The sequence below is a fragment of the Coleofasciculus sp. D1-CHI-01 genome, assembly GCF_040218875.1.
In the GTDB taxonomy this organism is placed as follows: Bacteria; Cyanobacteriota; Cyanobacteriia; order Cyanobacteriales; family Coleofasciculaceae; genus Coleofasciculus.
This window is the reverse complement of record NZ_JAVJQP010000074.1, coordinates 1-21,164: the sequence shown is the minus strand read 5'-3', so window position 1 is coordinate 21,164 and position 21,164 is coordinate 1. Positions and strand designations below refer to the sequence as shown.

Below are 21,164 nucleotides of genomic sequence, written 5' to 3'. Positions count from 1 at the left end.
GAGATTTGGGCAAGGGGTTTGGAACGAACCTCTTTAGACGCAGAGCCGCCTAGCTCTACTAATTGCTCCAAGCATGAAGCAGCCATCGGCGAAGAAGCGTCAGAAACAGCGACTTCAACGAAGTAAGTCGCTGTAGTTCATAGTGTACCTCTTTTTACCCACCACTTTGTATAAGTAAATTCAGTTAGGAGGTGTGGCTTTCCTCCCTGTCCCTACGACCTAGTAGGCAGGAGGTGTTCAGCCACAAAGTAGGATGAGGTGAGTCTATCTTCTGCAAACCGCCCTTGCGATCGCAATCACTTTAAACGCGCCCTTAACCGCTTAGAGCAGGATGTGCTGCGGATGGGCGCATTGGTGGAAAATTCATTCCGCCTTGCTCATCAAGCTTTATTTTACCAAAATCTGGAGGCAATCCAGGAAATTACCTCAGTTGAGAAACGAATTGATCGCTACTACCGCCATATAGAAATAGAGTGTGCCTCTCTGCTCACACTTCAATCGCCAGTGGCACAAGATCTACGTCTGGTTAGTGCATTTATGCAGTTAATCCGGGATTTGGAACGTATTGGTGATTATGCTGAGGATTTAACAGAAATTTCGGTAAAATTATTCGCTTACCCACCTCATCCTTGTATGTCCAAAATTGAAGAGATGTCCCACCATGCCCAAGCGATGCTAGCGTCGAGTTTAGCCTCATTAGCGGACTTAGATGCGACGGCTGGACAAGCGGTTAAAGTATTAGATGATAAAGTCGATAATGCTTACGATCAGCTATATCAAACGTTAGCCTTTCAGCGAGATATTCCAGGCGTAGTTGAGCCAATTGTACTCTTGGTCTTGGCGATTCGTCATATCGAGCGCATGGCTGATCATGCAACCAACATCGGTCAACGAGTAACCTATATTGTTACAGGTCATCGTTCCTAGAAAAGAAGGCAGAAGGCAGAAGATTGTAGGGACGGGTTTAGGAATTGTAGGGGCGGGTTTAGGAACTAGCGCTAGCTTTTTACTAATAACGGAACAACAAAACCCGCCCTGCCTCACCAATAACTGAACAACAAAACCCGTTCTTATTCATTATCATTTCAGCCCAGCTTAACCTAACGATTACCAATACCTTACCTTTTTCTAACCTGCAAGATTTAAAGTAATATCGCATCTAGGGTATTCCTATCACGAAACCCAAATCTGAAAGGGTAAGGCAAAACTATGGCTCTCAAACGTCGTCATTTTCTGCTATTTCTGGGAGCTAGTGCAGGAACAGTAGCGCTGGGGTCTTGTAGTTCTCCGAGTCAGAATGGTTCTGGTTCATTAACCCAAATTAACCCCAATACAGATACTCTGAGTTTTAAACCCGTCAAGGGTCCCCTACCGTTAGAAAGCGATCGCGTGCCATCAACGAAACAAATCGAAGCCTACAGCCGCTATGAAGTGGTGGATGATTTGGTACTACCCGAAGGTTTTACCTACGATGTGATTGGCGCTTGGGGAGATCAGGTGGGGGATTCTCGCTTTGGCTATAACAATGATTATTTATCATTTATAGAAACAGGTCAAAATGAAGGATACCTGACCATTAATTTTGAATATATTAGCGGTGGCACCTGGATGCAAACCTATTCTCAGGTCATCGGTGAATCATTACCATTTGAGGAAGTCAAAGCGGTGGCGGCGAAGAGTGATGGTAAAATAAATGCCTTTGCTTTGCCCGATGCTGATCCGCTAAAAGCTAAAATTCGCCAGATTTCGCAAGCAGGCTTAATTGATCAGGGATTGGGTGTGATTTCATTGCGTCGAACAGCCGATGGAACCTGGATGCGGACAAATTCTGGTGCTGATCGGCGGATTACGGGAATCTCTGGATTAGCAGACGATCGCTATCTCAAAGCAACGGGTCCTGCTGTCGCGGTTTTCCGCAAGACTCAAGGACAAGGATACCAGGATGGCTTAGGCGATCGCATTATTGGTACGTTCCAAAATTGTGCTGGCGGAACCACGCCTTGGGGAACGGTACTGAGTGCAGAAGAAAATTTTCAAGACCAAGTGCCAGAAGCCGTTTACGCTGATGGAACTTCCTTTGACCCAGCCGCGCTGCCGTTCATTATTAATGATTACTTTGTCGATGGGCGAGGTAATGTTTTTGGGTTAGCTGGAAATAAATATGGCTGGATGGTGGAAGTTGATCCGGCTGATGCCAATGATTATGGGACAAAACACACTTGGCTGGGTCGATTCCGTCATGAAGCCGTGGCGTTTAAGGTTGTATCTGGGAAACCCTTAGCCGTATATTCAGGATGCGATCGTCGAGGGGGTCATCTGTATAAGTTTGTCAGTAAAGACACCGTTAGTGATCCAACCGATAAAGCCAATTCCCGTTTAATGGCAGAGGGAATGCTTTACGCGGCGGTGTTTGCACCTGATGGGACAGGACGTTGGATCGCATTAACACCCAGTACCCCTGTCAACCCCGTATTACCCAGTACCGTAGAAGGAAGCTTAGTCCCCTTACCCAAACGTCCCCAGGGAGGAATTTTTGAGGTGACAACCGATGCAGAAGCCGTAGCGTTTAAGCAACAGTTTGCCACACTAGGAGATCTCTACGCAGGGAATGATATCGAAAAACAGGGAGCAATTTTAATCGACGCCCACTTTGCCGCCAATGCAGCAGGTGCAACTCCCACCGCCCGTCCTGAAGATACAGATATGGCGGCGGATGGTTCCCTGTATATTGCCTTTACCTCAGGTAGTCCAGGGGGAGATGGTGGACCTGACAAGCGCGTCTTCACCGGACCCAAGGGAGAAACTCCCTGGGAATATGGCTGGATTCTGCGTCTGGTAGAAGACCAAGATGATCCCGCCGCGATGACCTTTCGCTGGGACTCCTTTGCCATGGGAGGCGAACCCGCTGAAGGGGGTGCCGGATTTTCTAATCCCGATAATCTAGAATTTGACAAAAATGACAATGTGTGGATGGTGACGGATATATCTACCTCCAAACACAATCAGCCCGTAACCAGTCGGGTCAATGACCAAGGTGAATCCATAAGTCAAACTGATAGGCTAGGAATTTTTGGCAACAATTCAATCTGGTGTATGCCTACCTCTGGAACAATGGCAGGTAATGCTTATCTATTTGGCATTGGACCAATGGAATGTGAAACCACCGGACCCTTTTTTAGTTCCGATCAAAAAACCCTATTCCTCGCCATACAACACCCTGGGGAAAAATACGGTATCCGCAAGGATAACCAGGCTGAAACTCGTAACTTTGTGATAAAAACCCTCGATGGGGAAGAATTCATGCAAGAACGTTATGTTCCTTTAGGCTCTAACTGGCCCCATAAAGGTACAACCGAGCTACCCAAGCCAGCCGTCGTCGCAATTCGGCGATTAGATAACCAACCAATTAAGCTGTTCGGCATTTAAACCTTAATGTCAACAACTGTAAAATCGTTGTAATGCGTTTAGCGAAGCCATGCCGCAGGCTTTGCATCTTGCTCGCTACCCATTCCCAATTTAAAGGCGTGACAGCTTACCATGGCATAAAATAATCTTAATAAAGATGTAATAGGCTATGTCTATAGATTTCTACATGTAAGGATTTAGATAAATAATTCTAATCTTTTCGTGGTATCCAACTCAACAGCTTTGATTTAGAATCTATTTCTTAGAGGATAAAAATGTGTAACAGTTAAACCGTAATTTTAGTGATATGGTTTGAGTAAATGCTAAAAAGCTATTGCTCATTCAGTCCAATTGGTTTACAGTTTATTGGTTTACAGTTTTGGCATGGAAGTAGGTGTGAGGATTATTTATAATTATGTCAAGTCTATTCTGGAAAACGGTAAAGGCAAGTCCCGTCCTGTTATTTGCCTCTTTATTCGTCGCTAGTGGTGCATCGGCGGCTGAGTCCAATTCCCATCAGACGGCTGCTGAACTGTCTACAGCCGCGATAAATTTGGACGCTGAACCGACAGCATCAATCAGTCCCACGTTGGATGATGCAGCGCTGACTGAACCCATCCCAGCAACGGATACGCCTCAACCCGCCGTAACCGTTAGTCCCACGTTCCAACTGGCAGATAGTACCTTCCCTGAACCCGTTCCGGCGGCTGGAGATAGCTCGGTTAACTCTAATCAAGAAACTTTGCAGCAAATCCAGCGCTATGGTAGCGAAGGTCGTGAATCTCTTGACCAAGTAACCAGCGTGGGTCAGTTGCGAGACGTTTCTCCGGGTGACTGGGCGTATGAAGCGCTGCGAAGCTTAGTTGAGCGCTACGGTTGTATTGCCGGGTATCCAGATGGTACCTATCGAGGCAATCGCGCCTTAACTCGTTACGAATTTGCCGCTGGTTTGAATGCCTGTTTACAGCAAATTGAGCGTTTAATTGGGGATGGCGGAGAAATTCCTGATCTCACAACCCTGCGGCGGTTAATTCAGGAGTTTGAGGCAGAATTGGCAACTCTGGGGGCGCGGGTGGATAACCTGGAAGGGCGCGTGGCGTTCTTGGAAGATAATCAGTTCTCAACAACAACTAAGTTGAGAGGGGAAGTCATCTTTGCCCTGGCTGACACCTTTGGCGATTCCACTGAAGCTGTTGGTAGCGATGATGAAACGAATCTAATTTTCGCTGACCGGGTGCGCTTGAACTTAGAAACCAGCTTTACGGGAAGAGACCGTTTGAGAACACGTTTGCAAGCCCGCAATATCAGTTCATTTAGCGGGGATTTAACGGGTACCAACATGACCCGCTTAGGGTTTGATGGCGATAACGGTAACGATGTTGAAATTGATGAGCTTTGGTATCGCTTCCCTCTCGGTGAAAAAATTTCCGTGCAAATAGACGCTACTGGGGTAGAGTATCAGGATACCGTTATCGATCCGATCAATCCTTACTTTGCTAGTAGTGGAAGCGGCGCTATTTCTCGCTTTGGGCGTTTCAATCCCATCTATCGCGCTGAAACAGGTGGTCCTGGAATAACTGCAACATTTAACGTGAGCGACGCCTTGTCACTGTCTGCTGGTTACGTTGTTGATGGGGGCGGCAGCGATCCTGCTGATGAGAATGGTCTATTTGATGGCAATTATGCAGCCCTAGGTCAGGTTGCCTTTACACCGACTGAAAATATTTCCTTAGCAGCAACCTATCTGCACTCCTACTACAATGGCGGTCAAGTTAACGTTACAGGAAGCACAGGAAGTGGCTTCGCATCTGATCCTTTTGGTGACGATGATACCGCAACTTCGGTTGATGCCTATGGAATCCAAGCAAACGCACTATTTGGCAAGTTTTCTGTTGGTGGTTGGGTTGGATATCAAGACGCTGAAGCCGAATCGGGTGCTAACGAGGATGCTGACGCCGATATTTGGAACTGGGCTGTCAACTTAGCCCTCTTGGATGTTGGTGGTGAAGGTAATAAGCTGGGCTTTATATTCGGAATGCCACCCAAAACAACAGCTAATGATATAGCTGCTCGTGAAGATGACGACACTTCCTATCACCTAGAAGCCTTCTACCGCTATCAACTCACTGATAATATCGCTATCACTCCGGGTGCTTTTGTTATCTTCAATCCTGAACATGATGATGACAATGATACCCAGTTTGTCGGGACTCTGCGAACAGTCTTTAGTTTCTAAGCCTTTCTTGGCTTGTCGTTGACAATTTAATCATTTGGTTTAGGGGTACAGCATTGCTGTACCCCTATTAATCTTAACCTTGATTAATAAACGCGATCGCTTGCGTAATTGCCTATGCTAACGTCTAAATATATGCTGGATTAAAGCTCATGACTGTATCAACTCAAAAGATTCTTCAGACCTTAAGTCGAAGATACTTTGCTATTCTAGCTAGGGTTTGAGAAAAAAACTTCTGATGATGAGGCATAATTATGATTAGCGTTAACGCCAGTTTTAGATAAAAATAAACTAATAAGCATTGTAGATGGAATGGTACTGAATTAAGGCTCGTGGGCATTGCCCACCCTACTTAGTTATTGTTAATAGCTGCAATGGTGTTGTATAGTTTTCCCGTTAACCGTTATTTCGGTGTGAGGAACGTGTATCAATGAAATCAACGCTCGTGTGGAAAACACTGCAACTCAGTCCCGCCCTACTCGGACTATCTCTATTTGTTACTAGCAATGCTGATGCAGAGATTCCTAATCCAACAGCAAGCACTCGCGAATCTACAGTAGAACTTAATCACCAGTTATCAGAAACTCCAGTAGAGATTAATTCTTTACAAATTGCTTCCGATGTCAGTCCAACGGTGAATTCCACAAACACCACGGCTGATTCTAATCGGGAACTATTAGACCAAATCCAACGCTACAGTAGTGAAAATGGCATCGAATCCCTTGACCAAGTAACCAGCGTGGGTCAACTGCGAGATGTGTCTCCAGGGGATTGGGCGTATGAAGCACTGCGAAGCTTAGTAGAACGCTACGGTTGTATTGCTGGGTATCCGGATGGCACCTATCGGGGGAATCGTGCCTTAACTCGTTACGAATTTGCTGCGGGTTTGAATGCCTGTTTAAACCAAATTGAACGTTTAATTGGGACGGGGGGTTTTGATGAAACCGAGTTAGAAACCCTGCGGCGATTAATTCAGGAATTTGAAGCGGAATTGGCAACCTTAGGCGCACGGGTAGATAACCTGGAAGGGCGCGTGGCGTTCTTGGAAGACAATCAGTTCTCCACAACAACCAAGCTAAACGGGGAAGTTATTTTTAACCTGGCGAGTGCCTTTGGGGATGAAAAAGCGGATAGCGATGAAGATGTTGATGACAATCTTACCTTCAGTCATCGGACTCGTTTAAATTTTGACACCAGCTTCATGGGAGAAGACCGCTTAAGAGTTCGCTTACAAGCAGGAAATACGCCTGAATTTGATGTAGCGACGGGAACAGAAATGGCTCGTCAAGGGTTTGAAGCGGCTTCTGATAATGATGTGGAAATCAATGACTTATACTACCGTTTCCCATTGGGTGATAAAATCCGGCTTTTGGTCGGTGCTAATGGCTTTGATTTCAATGACATCGCAGAAATTCACAACCCTATTCTCGAAAGTAGTGGTACGGGTGCTTTAAATCGGTTCAATCGCCGCAATCCTTTTGTCTTTCGGAATAATGCTGAACAGGGTGTGGGTGCCAATATTCAGCTTAGCGATTCCCTGAGTTTAGATTTGGGGTATTTGACAGGTGAAAGTAACAGTCCACTCGATAAGGATGGGGTGTTTGATGGAGACTTTACTGCCATGTCTCAGTTAAATCTAGCACTGGGAGAAAAAATAGATCTAGGGTTTGCTTTTGGCTATTCCTACTATCCCGGTGAAGATGTCAACCTTTCTGGTAGCACGGGTAGTCCACGGGCTAAACGCCCTTTCCAATTTCCCAACCCCAATAACCCAGATGAGACTTTGACGGCTGCGACTTCAGCTTTACGCTTTGGCATACAAGGAAGCTGGCGACTGACGCCGACAATTAATCTCGCGGGTTGGGGCGGTTACATTGATGCAGAAGCGGAGTCTGGTCCATTAGAGGACAATAATGCTGATTTATGGACTTGGGTGGCAAACGTGTCATTCCTCGACCTAGGTAAAGAGGGTGCAGCACTTTCAATAATGGGAGGAATGCCACCTAAACTGACTAATGTTGATGGCGGTGATGAGGATGAAGATACCTCTTTCTTAATCGAGGCACAGTATCAATATCCGATTACGGATAATATCCTGATTACACCGGGAGCCTATGTAATTTTAAATCCCAATCATGATGATGGGAATGATGATATTTGGGTCGGCACAATTCGCACAACCTTTAGCTTCTAATCACCTTTAATGAGATCCCCGACTTCTTGAAGAAGTCGGGGATCTGGTAGACTTTCCTTAACAAATGACGAATGACGAATGACAAATGACAAATGACGAATCACCTACCTTACCGCCATATCTTTAATAAACCATTGACCCTCCTGACGCACCAACTCATACTGAACCCGCAAGTTCTCATCGTATGAGAGTCCCTGATTAATTTCACCATTTTGATAGAAACGGGTTTCTTCTTTAACCGCTGCTTCCACCTTGGCTTGGTCAGAATTAGCCGGATTCGTTTGCACGGATGTTACTTTAACCTGGTGATTATACTGTGCATAAATGTTCCGTTGCTGATTGGTTTGCGCCCGTCGCCGCCAAACAGACAAAACCGGCTCGGCTAGAATTTGATCCAATCGATCAATTTGATAATCTGGTCCAAACGCTTGAGATTTCGTCGAAAGCCAGGTTTGAATCACTTGCTGGGCGGTATCTTGGGTCAGCGGACCTCCGGGTGCGATTAACTGACTATCGGCTTCAGGAATCGGAATCGGAGGTTGAGCCAGTTCCACCATGGGCTGTTCACCTTCTAAGGCTGGCGCTGATAAACTTTGGCGGAGGTTTTGTATCCAAGCAATTAACAACCACCCAATTAACCCAATACCCACTACTCCAGCAATAACCAGCAAGATAGAGCGTCTGTTTTTAGCCGCTTTGCGGCGTTCCGGTAGTCGTTGCAGGTGTCCTGGAGGGGACTGATCCAGATGTCCGGGTTCAGAGGAGCCAGTAACCGATTTCGGTGTAGTATGAACTCGACCAGCTGCTTCTGCTTGTGATCGGGCTTTGGGTTGACGCCCTGAGTCTGGTGATTTGACAGCCGTGTTTGTTGGTGAATCCCCAGAAGAATTAATGGCTTGAGTTGTAGGTTCTACCACCCGACTCGTTGCTGAAGCAACCCGTTGGCTTGCGGGTAACGTCGAGACACCAGATACCGAAGCGCGATCGCTCCCCCCTGCAAAACTGGCTGTCTGAGCTGCCCGATCGCGCTCTGTGCTGCTATATGAACCCACAACGGCTGGTTCGCGATCGCCAGAATGACCGTTACTCCGACCTGCGGATGCGCCTGTTGTGGTGTAAGCTTTTTTCTGAGCCGTCACTGACCATTGATTATTAGCCGTTGGCGTCGATTCCGGAAGCTGCTCTAAATAGGCTTGTACCTGCTCATCGGCAAAATAGTCTTTCAACGAGGCGGTTTGTTCTGCCAAGTCTCGGAAATGGGGAAATACGGAATTTTGCAGCCAGCGTTCTCCATACAAACATAATCCCGGTAACAAATCCGGAGCGCCTTGAGACTGTTCCCGAATAAAGGCTAGCGGTTCGTATTCATGACTCAATTCCAAAGCGTGACTGGCTTCTTCGGTTTGACCCAACAGCAGCGCACAGACGGCTTGTTCTAAATGCACATCCTGACGCCGCCCCAAACGCATCAGCATTTGTTTCGCCCGGGCAATTAAAGCCGGTTGGCGCTGGGCAAATCCCCGCGCAATCAAGGCATAAACCGCCAGATAGGTGGCGACGGCTGAAGGGCGGCGGGCTTCTGCCTCAAACAGGGTTTGTTGTTGAGCCGCCGTTAAATAACCCCGTAGCTGTTGAATAAACCGCAAAAAGTCATCAATACTCAGCCCCGACTGGTCATCCCCACTGCCGTCAATCCCTTGCCGCTCCTGTAGCATATCTTGCAACAGTTGTAAACCCTTACGCCGTTCAGCAATCGTTTCATCGGGTAATGCCAGCAATTCCAGAATCCGGTAGGGACGCAGCTTATAGAGATCGGCTTGAATTTCGCCCCGCACCGTCGGAAATAAACCCTCACTCAGGAGTAATTCTTGACCCGTTTCTAGGGACAAGGCGGCATTTTCGTACTGACCTTGCTGCCATTGTTCCCGCCCCAGTTCCAAACACGCCAGCGCCAGGGTCAGGAAAATATCGGGTCGCACCAGTTGCGGGTCACCTAAGTGACCTTTATCCAAACTGATGCTGTCACGACTGTGCAAATAGGGCTGTCCCAACTGCAAGACGAGTTCATATTCCCCAAGTTCTTGCAGAATCAGCAAAGCGCCAACAAATTGTTCCTTGCTGATGTCTAAGCTGGGACTACTTGGATCAATCGTCTCCGTAGCTGTGGTTTCAGCCCCAGAGGTGATTGATTCCAACGGTAAAGAAGGGCTAGACTCTGGGTCGTAGGTTTTCTCCAGAAAACTAGCATCATAACTTGAGCGCTGTTCCGGGTCAGACAGAACCGCATACGCCTCATCCAGCAACTCCTTGCGAGACGCGATCGCCACTTCCGAATATTCCCGACGCGGAAGTTGGAGAGTGCGATCGCGATAGGCGACTTGAAGCTGTTCTGGTGTTGCCTGGATCGGCAATCCTAATATTCGGTAGTAATCGAGCGGAATTCGCACGGTTCACTTCCCCAGCGCTGCAACAACTGAATTCATGTATATTAACCTATAGCATCCCCAACATCGTAGTCATTCTACCAATACTGCCTATCCTAACTGAAAAATAGCTTTGAGTTTTGAGAACAAAATAACAGTATAGTAATTGCTGCAAGGATACTCGATTCGCCATGGTTCAGGAACGGACGTTACCCAAGTTTCAAGCTCAAGACGGTCAAATCACCAGAGACGAAGGATTACTGCTTTACGAAGATATGGTTTTAGGGCGCTTGTTTGAGGACAAGTGCGCTGAGATGTATTACCGGGGCAAAATGTTTGGCTTTGTCCACCTTTACAACGGTCAAGAAGCTATTTCAACGGGCGTGATTCGGGCAATGCGCCGGGATTATGATTACGTATGCAGCACCTATCGCGATCATGTCCATGCTTTGAGCGCAGGTGTTCCCCCACGGGAGGTGATGGCGGAGTTATTTGGCAAAGCCACTGGATGCTCTAAAGGACGCGGGGGTTCGATGCATATATTTTCAGAACCCCATCATCTTTTGGGGGGGTTTGCCTTTGTCGCGGAGGGGATTCCCGTTGCTACAGGCGCGGCATTTACGTCAAAATATCACCGTGACGGCTTGGGTGATCCGAATGCTGATCAGGTGACAGCCTGCTTTTTTGGCGATGGTGCCTGCAATAACGGTCAGTTTTTTGAATGCTTAAACATGGCAGCCTTATGGAAATTGCCGATTATTTATGTAGTGGAAAATAACAAATGGGCAATTGGCATGGCGCATGAACGGGCAACCTCCCAGCCGGAAATTTACAAAAAAGCCAGTGTTTTTGGTATGCCGGGAATTGAAGTGGATGGGATGGATGTCCTGGCAGTACACTCCGTCGCCCAAGAAGCCGTCGCCCGGGCGCGGGCGGGGGAAGGTCCGACCTTAATTGAAGCGCTGACTTATCGCTTCCGAGGTCACTCCCTCGCTGATCCGGATGAACTGCGGACTTCAGAAGAGAAGGATTTTTGGATGACTCGCGATCCGATTAAAAAGCTAGTCACGTATATGACTGAGCAAAATCTCGCCGACACTGAAGAACTCAAGGCGATCGACCAACGCATTCAAGACGTTATCAATGATGCGGTACAGTTTGCTCAGACCAGTCCCGATCCTGATCCGAGTGAGTTGCATCGTTACATTTTTGCCGAAGATTGAGGTATAATAGCCCGACCTGGCATTGGTGAACGCTAGAGGCAAGAGGGTACTAAACTTTACCATCTCATTGAACCCCTTGCCGAGCGTTACCTGAAATTTTGCCTTGAGACAAAGAAACGATGCTGTTTCAAACACTCTGACTCTCAACCAATCATTTCAATTGATTGGCGCTCAGAGTTAACAGGCGATCGCGCTGGAGTGTAACGAACCTCAGAAGACGGTTGAATTTGGTATTTGACCAGATCCGCTAAGTCCTGAAGTTGGCTAATCGCTTCAGCGCCTTCTAGCTTCATCAGTTCGCGATCGTCGCGCATTTCCGTCCAAGTGATTCCATAATCAGAGACCAAAAAGCGAATCAGGTGACTATCGCCCAGACTAACCATGAATGAGGCACTATTCATTTGGTTGCCGCAGGTATAGCATGATGCCAAATAGCCTCGGTTTTCTAGCACGATCGCCAAAGCCTGAAGATTCATGACTAGATCTCGTACAAATTGACGATGTTGCTCTGCAAGTCGTATGAACACGTTAATCCTCCAAACAGCTTTCCTACGAATATTAGATTTTATAGTTCCTAATTTTGCGGAAGGTCGCGGAAATTAGTTAGCCAGAGTAATCTTGACTGGGTGAACTACTACACCCTCTATCCCGTTGCCAAAAGCATCTGGGACTACTTTTTTAAGGATTTAAGACTCTATTTTGGGAGGGGTCAGTGCCAAATATGAGCAAGCCTTGTCTGCGGCTGATTCCTCAAATTGACTAGACTAACAGAGTTAGGGATTTGAGCAATTCTAGCTTAATGATCTGGCTCCACGAGCCTAGCCCACTTCAGGCGAGTTGCTCTCTAGGTAGCTCAAGTCATTGGGGACAATCCTCAAGTTATCTGATACAAATTACTAATGAGTTGTATCAGCCGTGACAATGGCGATCCTAAATCTGATACCATTGCCGCCTAGTCCATCGGTGGGAATTGGCTAATTGATTTGCCACCAACCGAATGTCGGTCCAACGAAGCGCACGGTTAGCCACCAGGCTACGAGTAAGCCGATGCCAATCCAAGCGCCCTTAGTCGTCAGTTTGACGAACTGCTCACCCTGACTTTTACTAATTGGGAGCCAGGGGAAGAGTCTCGCCTCTTGACCGTACTTGTCTCCAAGTGCAGTTTTACGACGTTTTGCTTCACCCATTCCTTGCATTCCTCAACTAAATGAATTCGATCTTAGCGTTATTCCTGAGATTTGGTTGGCATAAGTTTACGAAATGACAGGTAATTCTGACAATTTTCCGGGGATCGGGGATCGTTAGATTAGAAATCCTGAGCCAATCCGCAACTCAACCCTACTTAAGTTAATAATTATTTTTCATCAATAGTCTATCGGGAAACCGCCGAGAAACCCCGTACTTCAAGGCGGGAAGGGACAGGAGTGCCAGTTGAGGGGACTTGGGTTGGAGTCTTTCGGTTTAAGAATGGGTTAAGGAAATTCTGCACTCTCTGTCTTTGTATAGATATTTCAAGTAAGTGAGGTACACAGACAGATCCCCGACTTCGTCAAGAAGTCGGGGATCTTGCTTAGAGACTGTACCTCATCAACCACCAAATCTGTGTAAGTTTTACGTAACGGACACGACAGGTCTTACCCTGACAGATAGTCCTGTTCCTCTAGAAAGACTCTCGCTAGTCAAGTTATCGGACATCGACCGAACGCGATCGGTAAAACCCGCTCTTAATTACCTGAACATAAATTTTGTTAACTAGGTTAAGAATTGTCAAAGTCCTCAATTCCTTGTTTCTGTTTCCTGTTCCCCGTTTCCTGTTCCCCGTACCCTTTTCTCTTTCTCCAAAAGGAAACTTAGCTTTGATTAAGGAAAAAAGAGCGAATTGACACTTGTCTCTTCTTTATAGCTAAAATCAAGGGCGAGTGTGGTTTTTTTGAGGAGTTATAAAACCATGACGACTTATGGACGTTTGGGAAAAACGGCGTCTTCAGCATTGATGTTTGCCACCTTAGGTTGCTGGGTTACCAGCTTCTCTGCCGCGCAAGCAACGCCTGTTGAATCTTCAGAGCAACAGCCGACAGATTTGGCTCAGCTGACTGAAACCTCAGGAGTAGACCCAGGACTGTTTGTGTCAACTGAAACGGGACGGGTGAATTCTCCGGTTGAGATAGCTTTTCCAGGAACTGAAGCAGAGATCACCACTGAACTAGCGGTATCCGCCACCAGTGAAGTCGGAATGATCACGTCAACGGATTCCCTCATGGAGTCCGAAGACACCTTTGTAGAAACTAAGGTTCAAGACTTAGCCCAAGCCTTACCAGAAATGGAAGACGGCAGTGATCCCACTGTACCTGATTCGCTGTTCGTTGATCCCCTAGACGCGGTAGAGGAATCTGACCCGATGGGTCAAGTAACCAATGTGTCTCAATTAAGAGATGTTTCTCCTGGAGACTGGGCGTATGAGGCGCTGCGGAGTTTGGTGGAACGGTATGGTTGTATTGCCGGATATCCAGATGGCACGTTTCGGGGCAATCGGGCGATGACCCGGTATGAATTTGCTGCTGGCGTCAATGCCTGTATGCAGCAAATTGAGCGGTTGATTGCAGGTCGTTCCGAGTTTCCCACTGGGGAATTAGAGACGTTGCGGCGGTTGGTACAGGAGTTTGAGGCAGAATTGGCGACCCTAGGGGCACGGGTAGATAATTTAGAAGGTCGAACTGCCCTTTTGGAGGATAATCAGTTTTCGACGACGACTAAAATCTTTGGACAAGCCATTCTAGGGGTTCAAGGGCGTAGTGGTGATGAGTTTGTACTCGCGGGCAATGATATTTCCGATGATGACACCAATATCAATGTGATTAACAATGTCCAGTTGAGTCTATTCACCCAATTGAGTCCTCGTAGTCTTTTACTCACCAGCTTCCAAGCTGGGAATGGTAGCACCACCACTCCTGCGACCAGAGACCCCTTGGGTAACTTTGTTGGTCTGGGATATGAAGGAGACAATGATAACGATTTACGACTGACTGACCTCAACTATCGTCAACTCTTTGGCAGTAGTTTTGCCTTAATCGTTGGACCAGAAGGAGTTAACCCTGTGAACGTCTTCCGAGGCGTTAACCGCATTGAAAGTGCAGGTTCGGGTCCCCTCTCTCGCTTCGCCCAGCGCAACCCGATCATTAGTATCGGCAATGGCAGCGGTGGTATTGGCTTTGACTGGCAAATTGCAACTCGTCTGAGTTTACAAGGGGTTTACTCGTCCAGTCTTCCAGCAGACCCGGAAAATGGGGGAATTTTTGGCGGAGATCAAACGACAACCACGGCTGGGGCACAGTTAGTTGCCTCACCCTTAGATACCCTTGATATATCCCTTCAGTACATCAATTCCTATTCACCCAATGGTTTTTTAGGTACTGGCGTTGGGGATGATCGGGTTGCTTTACAGCAAGTGAATAATGGATTCCTGCGAGGACCGATTAATACCAACGCCTTTGGTGCTGGTTTGGAATGGCGTGTCATCCCCAAACTTACCGTTGGCGGTTGGGCAGGTTATACCGATTCGGATTTTGAAGACGGTTCAGGAGACGCGCAAACGTTTAACTGGATGGCGTTCCTGAATTTCCCGGACTTATTTGGTGAAGGGAATTTAGGAGGAATTTATGTGGGTCAGCCGCCAAAAATCACAGATAGTGATATTACCGATGATGCTGGTATAGGCAGGAACGTTCCAGGTTTCTTCTCTACCGATGGCATTCCCAATGCATTCGATGAGGGAGGTCAACCGGATACCACGACTCACCTGGAAGTGTTCTATCGTTGGCAAGTGGCAGACAATATCAGCATCACGCCGGGAGTAGTTGTGATATTAAATCCCCTGCATAACGATGACAACGACACGATTACCATAGGAGCAATTCGTACAACCTTTACGTTCTAAACCAGAATCCAAGATTAGGGCAGTCGCCGGATTACTGTTATTGGGATAGGTTGTATCCCAATCTTGCGACTGTCATACTTTGTACGCTCTTAACTGGAGTGTTTGTCATGCTGAAGCTTGATCCTGAGCGCAGCGAAGGAACGGAAGCGAAGCATCTGTCCAGATTCTGAGGAGAGGTTTCCATGCTTGGAAATGCCAATAATGGCGAAATTATAGTAGTGCGAGCATCTTGCTCGCTACTAATACCCAGTTGAAATGCATAACAACGCTAAAATGCTGTTTCTGAAGTTTTTATGAAGTTCTTGTAAAGTTACTTTTTTGACGGAACCCTCCTAATTAAGGCGCGTCTTGAACTTCAGACAGGCTAACCCAATAATCAAGAATCTGCATCTTCTCAGCCTGCTGACATCAGTGAAAAGCCAGTCTTGGGTACTTTATCCCCTCTTCTGGATCAATACTTCGCGATCTGACTCTGCTCAGGATTAAATCATAACTAGCCAACTGTTGGGTTAGGTCTCGGAGTCAACCCCATATCTCGGTTCCTTTCGTTCATTTACAGATGGAGTCTAACAAGATGATTCTCAAATCACTACGCTACATGGTTGGTTTAGGGATAGTTGGCGGTTTAGCAGTGGTCATCGCACCAGCCGCTGAAGCTCAAACTACAACCACGACAACAACGAGCCAAACTACCACAACCAACGGTATTGAAGTAACAGGCGGTTCCATTGGGGGTCAAGCCGCTTTTTTTGTTCCCGGTATGAACGCGACAAGCGGGAATGTCACCCTATTTGATGTGGGGATTCAGGAACTGAGCATCGAAAGCACCAATGGAAATACCACAACCGCCCGCTTTGAACCCAGCGCTGCTAGTTTTGACGACGTAAATACAAGTGGTACGCCAGATGCTGGAGACACAGGAGTTCTCCAAGGTCAACTGACGGGAATAGCCTATACAAGTCAAGGTATTATCGTTCCCTATAATAGGGTTGATACAGTCCTTAACTTTGAGCTGAGTTCTTTTGACCAAACCTTCTCAGATTTGTCAGGAACCCTGGTAAGTCCTGCGGTCATGGGTGATGCACCACTGGTTTTCTTGCCCAATGTAGAGGCGACGTTATCTCAGCAGTCTCAGTCTGAGTTTGAAGCAACCTTAGGTAATTTACAAATTGGTGACTTTGAGGCTGACTTAAATAGTGGGCTGATTAATCTCCCATCTAGCTATATTTTGGGAGATTCTAGTACTGTTACAATTCCTGAAGTCTCGCTGCTAGAAAAACTCAAATTCAAGTTTGAAGGGGAAGACTTAGCTGGCGGAAGTTACACCTTAGCAGGTGTAGACAGCGATAGCCTTCGTTTTGTCGGCGAAGCCAACAAGAAATTTGAAATTGAAACCGAAGACGCTTCCGGTGGAAAGTTCAAATTTAAGGGAGACATTGGTTTTGTTGATATCACTATTGATGATATCAATAAGATAGAGCAGGAAGGAATTATTGATACTAGCCTTGATTTAGATAAGTTCAAAATTGAGGGGAAGGATGAAGGAGCTGTGGCTGGCTACGCTTCTGTCTTTGGTACAGGTGGTGTAACATTTAGCAGCTTTGGTGATACCGATAAAGATAAAGTTAAGTTCTCCTTTGAACAAGGTGGGAGCAAACTAGAGGGTGAGAGTCGGGGTCGCTTTAATTTCTACGCTGTGGCTGGAGTGAGTGACTTTAATGTTGATAACGACATTGAAGGTGGGTATACCTACTCTAATCCTAGCCAGAATGAAGATGTGAATTTGGTTTGCGGTGTTTGTGCGAGTTCCCCACTTTCATTCAATACAGATATCGATTTCGGTGACACCACAATCAACTTGGTTGAAAGTGGCGGTAGCACAGTTATAAACTACACCCTTAGCGGTGGTGATACCGTGATTGTCAATGGCAGTGGTTCGGCAGGTACGAGGTTATCGGCAGGTGCTGGTGCAGGTGCAGGTGCTGGTGCAGGTGCAGGTGCAGGTGCAGGCGCAGGTGCTGGTGCTGGTGCAGGTGCAAGTGCGAACACGTTTAACACTAACTACGTAGCCTTCAACGGCGGAGCAAGTAGTACTCAGACCAACTACCAAATTTCTCAATCAGCTCGTTTCAACAGCAGCAGCCAGTATCAGTTCCGATCGAAAGTAAAAGTTAAGTATCACGCGCGAGGTGGCGATCGATACTACTTGGTTACAACAGGTGGTGGTAGTGGTTTCGGTTCTGGTAGCGGCGCAGGTGCTGGTTCCGGTAGCGGCTCAGGTTCGGGCGCAGGTGCTGGTTCCGGTAGCGGCTCAGGTTCGGGCGTAGGTGCTGGTTCTGGTAGTGGCTCAGGTTCGGGTGCAGGCGCAGGCGCAGGTGCTGGTACAGGTTCCGGTAGTGGCTCAGGTGCAGGTGCTGGTGCAGGTGCAGGCGCAGGTGCGGGCTCCGGTAGTGGTGCAGGTGCAGGCGCAGGCGCAGGTGCAGGTGCGGGCTCCGGTAGTGGTGCAGGCGCAGGTGCTGGTGCAGGCGCAGGTGCTGGTGCTGGATCAGGTTCCGGTAGTGGCTCAGTCGTTGCTGGCTATAAGTTAGTTGGTCCACAAAGTCGTTGTTTCCCAGGTTTAGTGGGTCTGCGACAACTTTCTCAAGATGAACTTGGTGATGTTGCAGATGATGCTGATCTTGAAGCTGACAATACTGCCGGTGTCAATAATAATGCAACTTTCCCGGCTGATGGTGACAACGATTTTGATGATACTGACACTGACATCGATGATGACTTAGAAGTTGACGATGACGACATGGGCGATGATGACGATGACGATGACGACGATGACCAAGCGCAGGGTAATATGAACCGCAACTTCAACCAAGGGATTGGCAATGGTGCAGAAGGTGGTGACCCTGGTAACTCTGCACCCCGTGGTGGTAGTAACGATGAAGGTGGACGGACACCTGGAGAGCGAGTCAATCCGTAAGAACGGCTAAAGAATAAGTGTCTTCTGAGATAGGTTTAGGGGTAGCAATACCCCTACCTATGTCGTTCAAATTCATTGCAAAGTCAATCTTGTGCAGCAAGCCCTAATTATATTGTGGGAAGGGAGTAGTCCATTTTAATGGACTTAAGCTATTAGCCCGGAGTTTGAACTCCGGGCTCCGGGTGGCTGTCGGCGCTGACTAAAAATGGTGCAAGCTATCAGTTTTAACCAATGCGGATCATATCTCTATGACTGCGCCCATTCCGTGTGGAAAACCCCTTCCTTGTCGGTTCGCTGATAGGTATGAGCGCCAAAGTAGTCGCGCTGTGCCTGGGTCAGGTTTTGCGGTAAGCGATCGCGCCGATAGCTGTCGAAGTAATCCAAGGACGCACTAAACGCTGGAACCGGGATTCCTAACTGATTAGAAGTCACCAGCACGTCCCGCCATGCATCCTGACGATCCAGAATCGTTTGCTTAAACTCCGGCGCTAACAATAAATTCGGCAGTTTCGGATTCTCATTGAAAGCATTTTTAATCTTATCCAAGAATCCCGCCCGAATAATACAACCGCCTTTCCAAATCCGGGCAGTTTCTGCCAAGTTCAGGTTGTAATTAAACTCCTCCGATGCCTTACCCAACAATGCCATGCCTTGAGCATAAGAACACATTTTTGAGCAATAGAGTGCGTCACGGACTTTGTTGATAAAGGCTTGGCTATCTCCATCATATTTGCCCGTAGTCCCGATCAGCTCCTTCGCCGCCGCCACTCGTTCCTGTTTATAGGACGAAATCACCCGCGCATTCACCGCCGCGTACATGGTGGGAATCGGTACACCTAATTCCAGAGAACTAACCACTGTCCAGCGTCCAGTTCCTTTTTGTCCGGCGGAATCCAGAATTAAATCAACTAACGGCTGATTCGTATCCGGGTCAATGTACTTAAAGATATCCGCCGTAATTTCAATTAAAAAGGAATTTAGCTCATCGGTAGTATTCCATTCCGTAAACACCTGATGAAGCTGCTTGTGATCCAGTCCTAAACCATGTTTGAGCAAATCATAGGCTTCAGCAATGAGCTGCATATCGCCATACTCAATCCCGTTATGCACCATCTTCACATAATGACCTGCACCCCCAGGACCAATGTAGGTGACACAGGGTCCATCATCCACCTGAGCGGCAATTTTGGTCAAAATCGGTTCTAACTCTTTATAGGCTGTATCCGTGCCTCCTGGCATCAAGCTAGGACCATGGAGCGCTCCTTCTTCGCCACCACTGACCCCCATGCCGACAAAACCGAGTCCGGTGGCTTCTAAGTCTTTAGTGCGGCGTTCGGTGTCTTGGTAGAGGGAGTTCCCGCCATCGATAATCATATCTCCGGGTTCGAGCAGGGGTTTGAGTTGATCAATGACAATATCAACGGGTTTCCCAGCTTTGACCATAACTAGGATTTTGCGGGGACGTGCCAAGGTTTTGACAAAATCTTCCAGGGAATAGGCGGCGGTGACGTTTTTATCCGAGGCACGCTTTGCCATAAAATCTTCTGTTTTCGAGCTAGTCCGGTTATATACCGCCACCGGAAACCCCCGACTTTCCACATTGAGTGCCAGGTTTTCCCCCATCACAGCTAGACCGATGACTCCGAAGCTTGGTTGTGTCATATATCTCTCGTCAGAATTTAGTTGAACGTGTAATCGTGTTTATTTCCCCTACAGGGTAGCCTGCCCTTTGGTGAAATCTTGTAATATTTGCATTATGAGTATGCCGTTACACCCCCCAACTAGGATACATAAAACCTCAAACCGGATAATCTCGCTAGAGGTGGAAACAAGGCGGGAGGCAAGATTTTTGTAGGGGCTGGCGCATTCTTGCCAAAAATTAAGTAAGAAGCCCAGAGCTTTATCATAAGAATGCGTCGCCCAGCGCTCAGCGATTACAGGTATAGCACTACGCACACACGTTAGGACAAAAGAAGAAAAATTTAAATCGCTTTGACCCTGAATTTCGACAGGACTTCGGCGTGAGCGCTCAGTCGAACGCTCAATTGCCGCGAAGTCGAAGGGTCAATCCCTTGATGAGTCAGTGTTTTTCTTCAAAGAAAGCCCATTGCCTATTGCAAGAAAGCCTAGCGCGTAGCGCTATACAGGTTGAACCCCAGGAGATGACTTTGCTGGGGGAGGAGGTTCAGTCCTAACTTTTCACGGGAAGTCTATAAACCTAAGTCGGGGCGGGTTTAGTCACATCTTGGTGAAACCGAAAAGATAGTAGTAAAACCCGCCCCTACACAATTTCCCAATCTCTCACTCAAAACTTACCTCCCTTCGTTGCGTCACATACCGTAAAAACTAAGGTTCAGTCGGAGGCGGATCAGATCACAAGACAAGGATTTCTTCTCTTTAGACTCACTCAATTATCAGTTTATTGGCTTAGAGTCTGAGGGTCAGCAGTTTCTTTATACTATGAGGGTGTCCCTGCTCCCTATGCAAGTCATAGTTACCTCGGAACACCTCTCCTCTATAGTCCCCCTGCTCCCCCTGCTCCCCCTGCTCCCCCTGCTCCCCCTGCTCCCCCTGCTCCCCCTGCTTCCCCTGCTCCCCCTGCTCCCCCTGCTCCCCCTGCTCCCCCTGCTCCCCCTGCTCCCCCTGCTCCCCCTGCTCCCCCTGCTTCCCCTGCTCCCCCTGCTTCCCCTGCTCCCCCTGCTTTTCACCTTAAGTTGACACCAATGCCCTCAACCCTTACCCGCTCTTCTTTTTCGGTGACGCTGAGGATGAACGAGA

Annotated in this window: 11 protein-coding genes; 7 read left to right on the top strand and 4 right to left on the bottom strand. The window is 47.6% G+C overall.

Going from position 1 to position 21,164, the window contains the following annotated elements; genetic code table 11:
* Nucleotides 1-258 precede the first annotated feature (258 nt).
* The 4 genes from phoU to RIB93_RS13515 all read left to right on the top strand — a co-directional run bounded on the left by phoU (nt 259) and on the right by RIB93_RS13515 (nt 7,832).
* A complete protein-coding gene (gene phoU / locus RIB93_RS13530; RefSeq protein WP_446373283.1) occupies nt 259-927 on the top strand; it encodes a phosphate signaling complex protein PhoU in 669 nt (222 codons plus the stop codon).
* Between the two features lie 282 nt (nt 928-1,209).
* Nucleotides 1,210-3,426, top strand: a complete 2,217-nt coding sequence (locus tag RIB93_RS13525) for a PhoX family protein (RefSeq protein ID WP_446373282.1) — start codon at nt 1,210-1,212, stop codon at nt 3,424-3,426.
* 394 nt (nt 3,427-3,820) lie between these two features.
* The gene (locus RIB93_RS13520; RefSeq protein ID WP_446373281.1) at nt 3,821-5,641 is read left to right on the top strand and encodes an iron uptake porin; all 1,821 of its coding nucleotides are present in this window, start codon (nt 3,821-3,823) and stop codon (nt 5,639-5,641) included.
* 427 nt (nt 5,642-6,068) lie between these two features.
* Nucleotides 6,069-7,832 carry an iron uptake porin gene (locus RIB93_RS13515; RefSeq protein ID WP_446373280.1) on the top strand — a complete coding sequence of 588 codons (1,764 nt, stop codon included), beginning with the start codon at nt 6,069-6,071 and terminating at the stop codon, nt 7,830-7,832.
* A gap of 104 nt (nt 7,833-7,936) precedes the next feature.
* Here the strand turns inward: RIB93_RS13515 and RIB93_RS13510 are convergent, their stop codons facing one another.
* Complete coding sequence (locus tag RIB93_RS13510; protein ID WP_446373279.1) at nt 7,937-10,279, bottom strand: IMS domain-containing protein; 2,343 nt, start codon at nt 10,277-10,279, stop codon at nt 7,937-7,939.
* Nucleotides 10,280-10,446: 167 nt separating this feature from the next.
* Between RIB93_RS13510 and pdhA the strand changes: the two genes are divergently transcribed.
* Nucleotides 10,447-11,478, top strand: coding sequence for a pyruvate dehydrogenase (acetyl-transferring) E1 component subunit alpha (gene pdhA / locus RIB93_RS13505; RefSeq protein ID WP_446373278.1), 1,032 nt, complete (start codon nt 10,447-10,449; stop codon nt 11,476-11,478).
* Nucleotides 11,479-11,621: 143 nt separating this feature from the next.
* Here the strand turns inward: pdhA and RIB93_RS13500 are convergent, their stop codons facing one another.
* Together RIB93_RS13500 and RIB93_RS13495 are read right to left on the bottom strand one after the other, a co-directional pair.
* Nucleotides 11,622-12,005: a DUF1815 family protein gene (locus tag RIB93_RS13500; protein WP_446373277.1), complete on the bottom strand. Its 384-nt coding sequence runs from the start codon at nt 12,003-12,005 to the stop codon at nt 11,622-11,624.
* Between the two features lie 447 nt (nt 12,006-12,452).
* Nucleotides 12,453-12,665, bottom strand: coding sequence for a DUF2839 domain-containing protein (locus RIB93_RS13495; RefSeq protein WP_446373276.1), 213 nt, complete (start codon nt 12,663-12,665; stop codon nt 12,453-12,455).
* 761 nt (nt 12,666-13,426) lie between these two features.
* On the opposite strand from RIB93_RS13495, the gene RIB93_RS13490 reads away from it, so the two are divergent.
* Nucleotides 13,427-15,412: an iron uptake porin gene (locus RIB93_RS13490; protein WP_446373275.1), complete on the top strand. Its 1,986-nt coding sequence runs from the start codon at nt 13,427-13,429 to the stop codon at nt 15,410-15,412.
* Nucleotides 15,413-15,986: 574 nt separating this feature from the next.
* Nucleotides 15,987-18,386: a hypothetical protein gene (locus tag RIB93_RS13485; protein ID WP_446373274.1), complete on the top strand. Its 2,400-nt coding sequence runs from the start codon at nt 15,987-15,989 to the stop codon at nt 18,384-18,386.
* A gap of 246 nt (nt 18,387-18,632) precedes the next feature.
* Here the strand turns inward: RIB93_RS13485 and gndA are convergent, their stop codons facing one another.
* On the bottom strand, nt 18,633-20,048 hold the full coding sequence (gene gndA / locus RIB93_RS13480) for an NADP-dependent phosphogluconate dehydrogenase (RefSeq protein WP_446373273.1): 1,416 nt from the start codon (nt 20,046-20,048) through the stop codon (nt 18,633-18,635).
* Nucleotides 20,049-21,164: the final 1,116 nt, after the last annotated feature.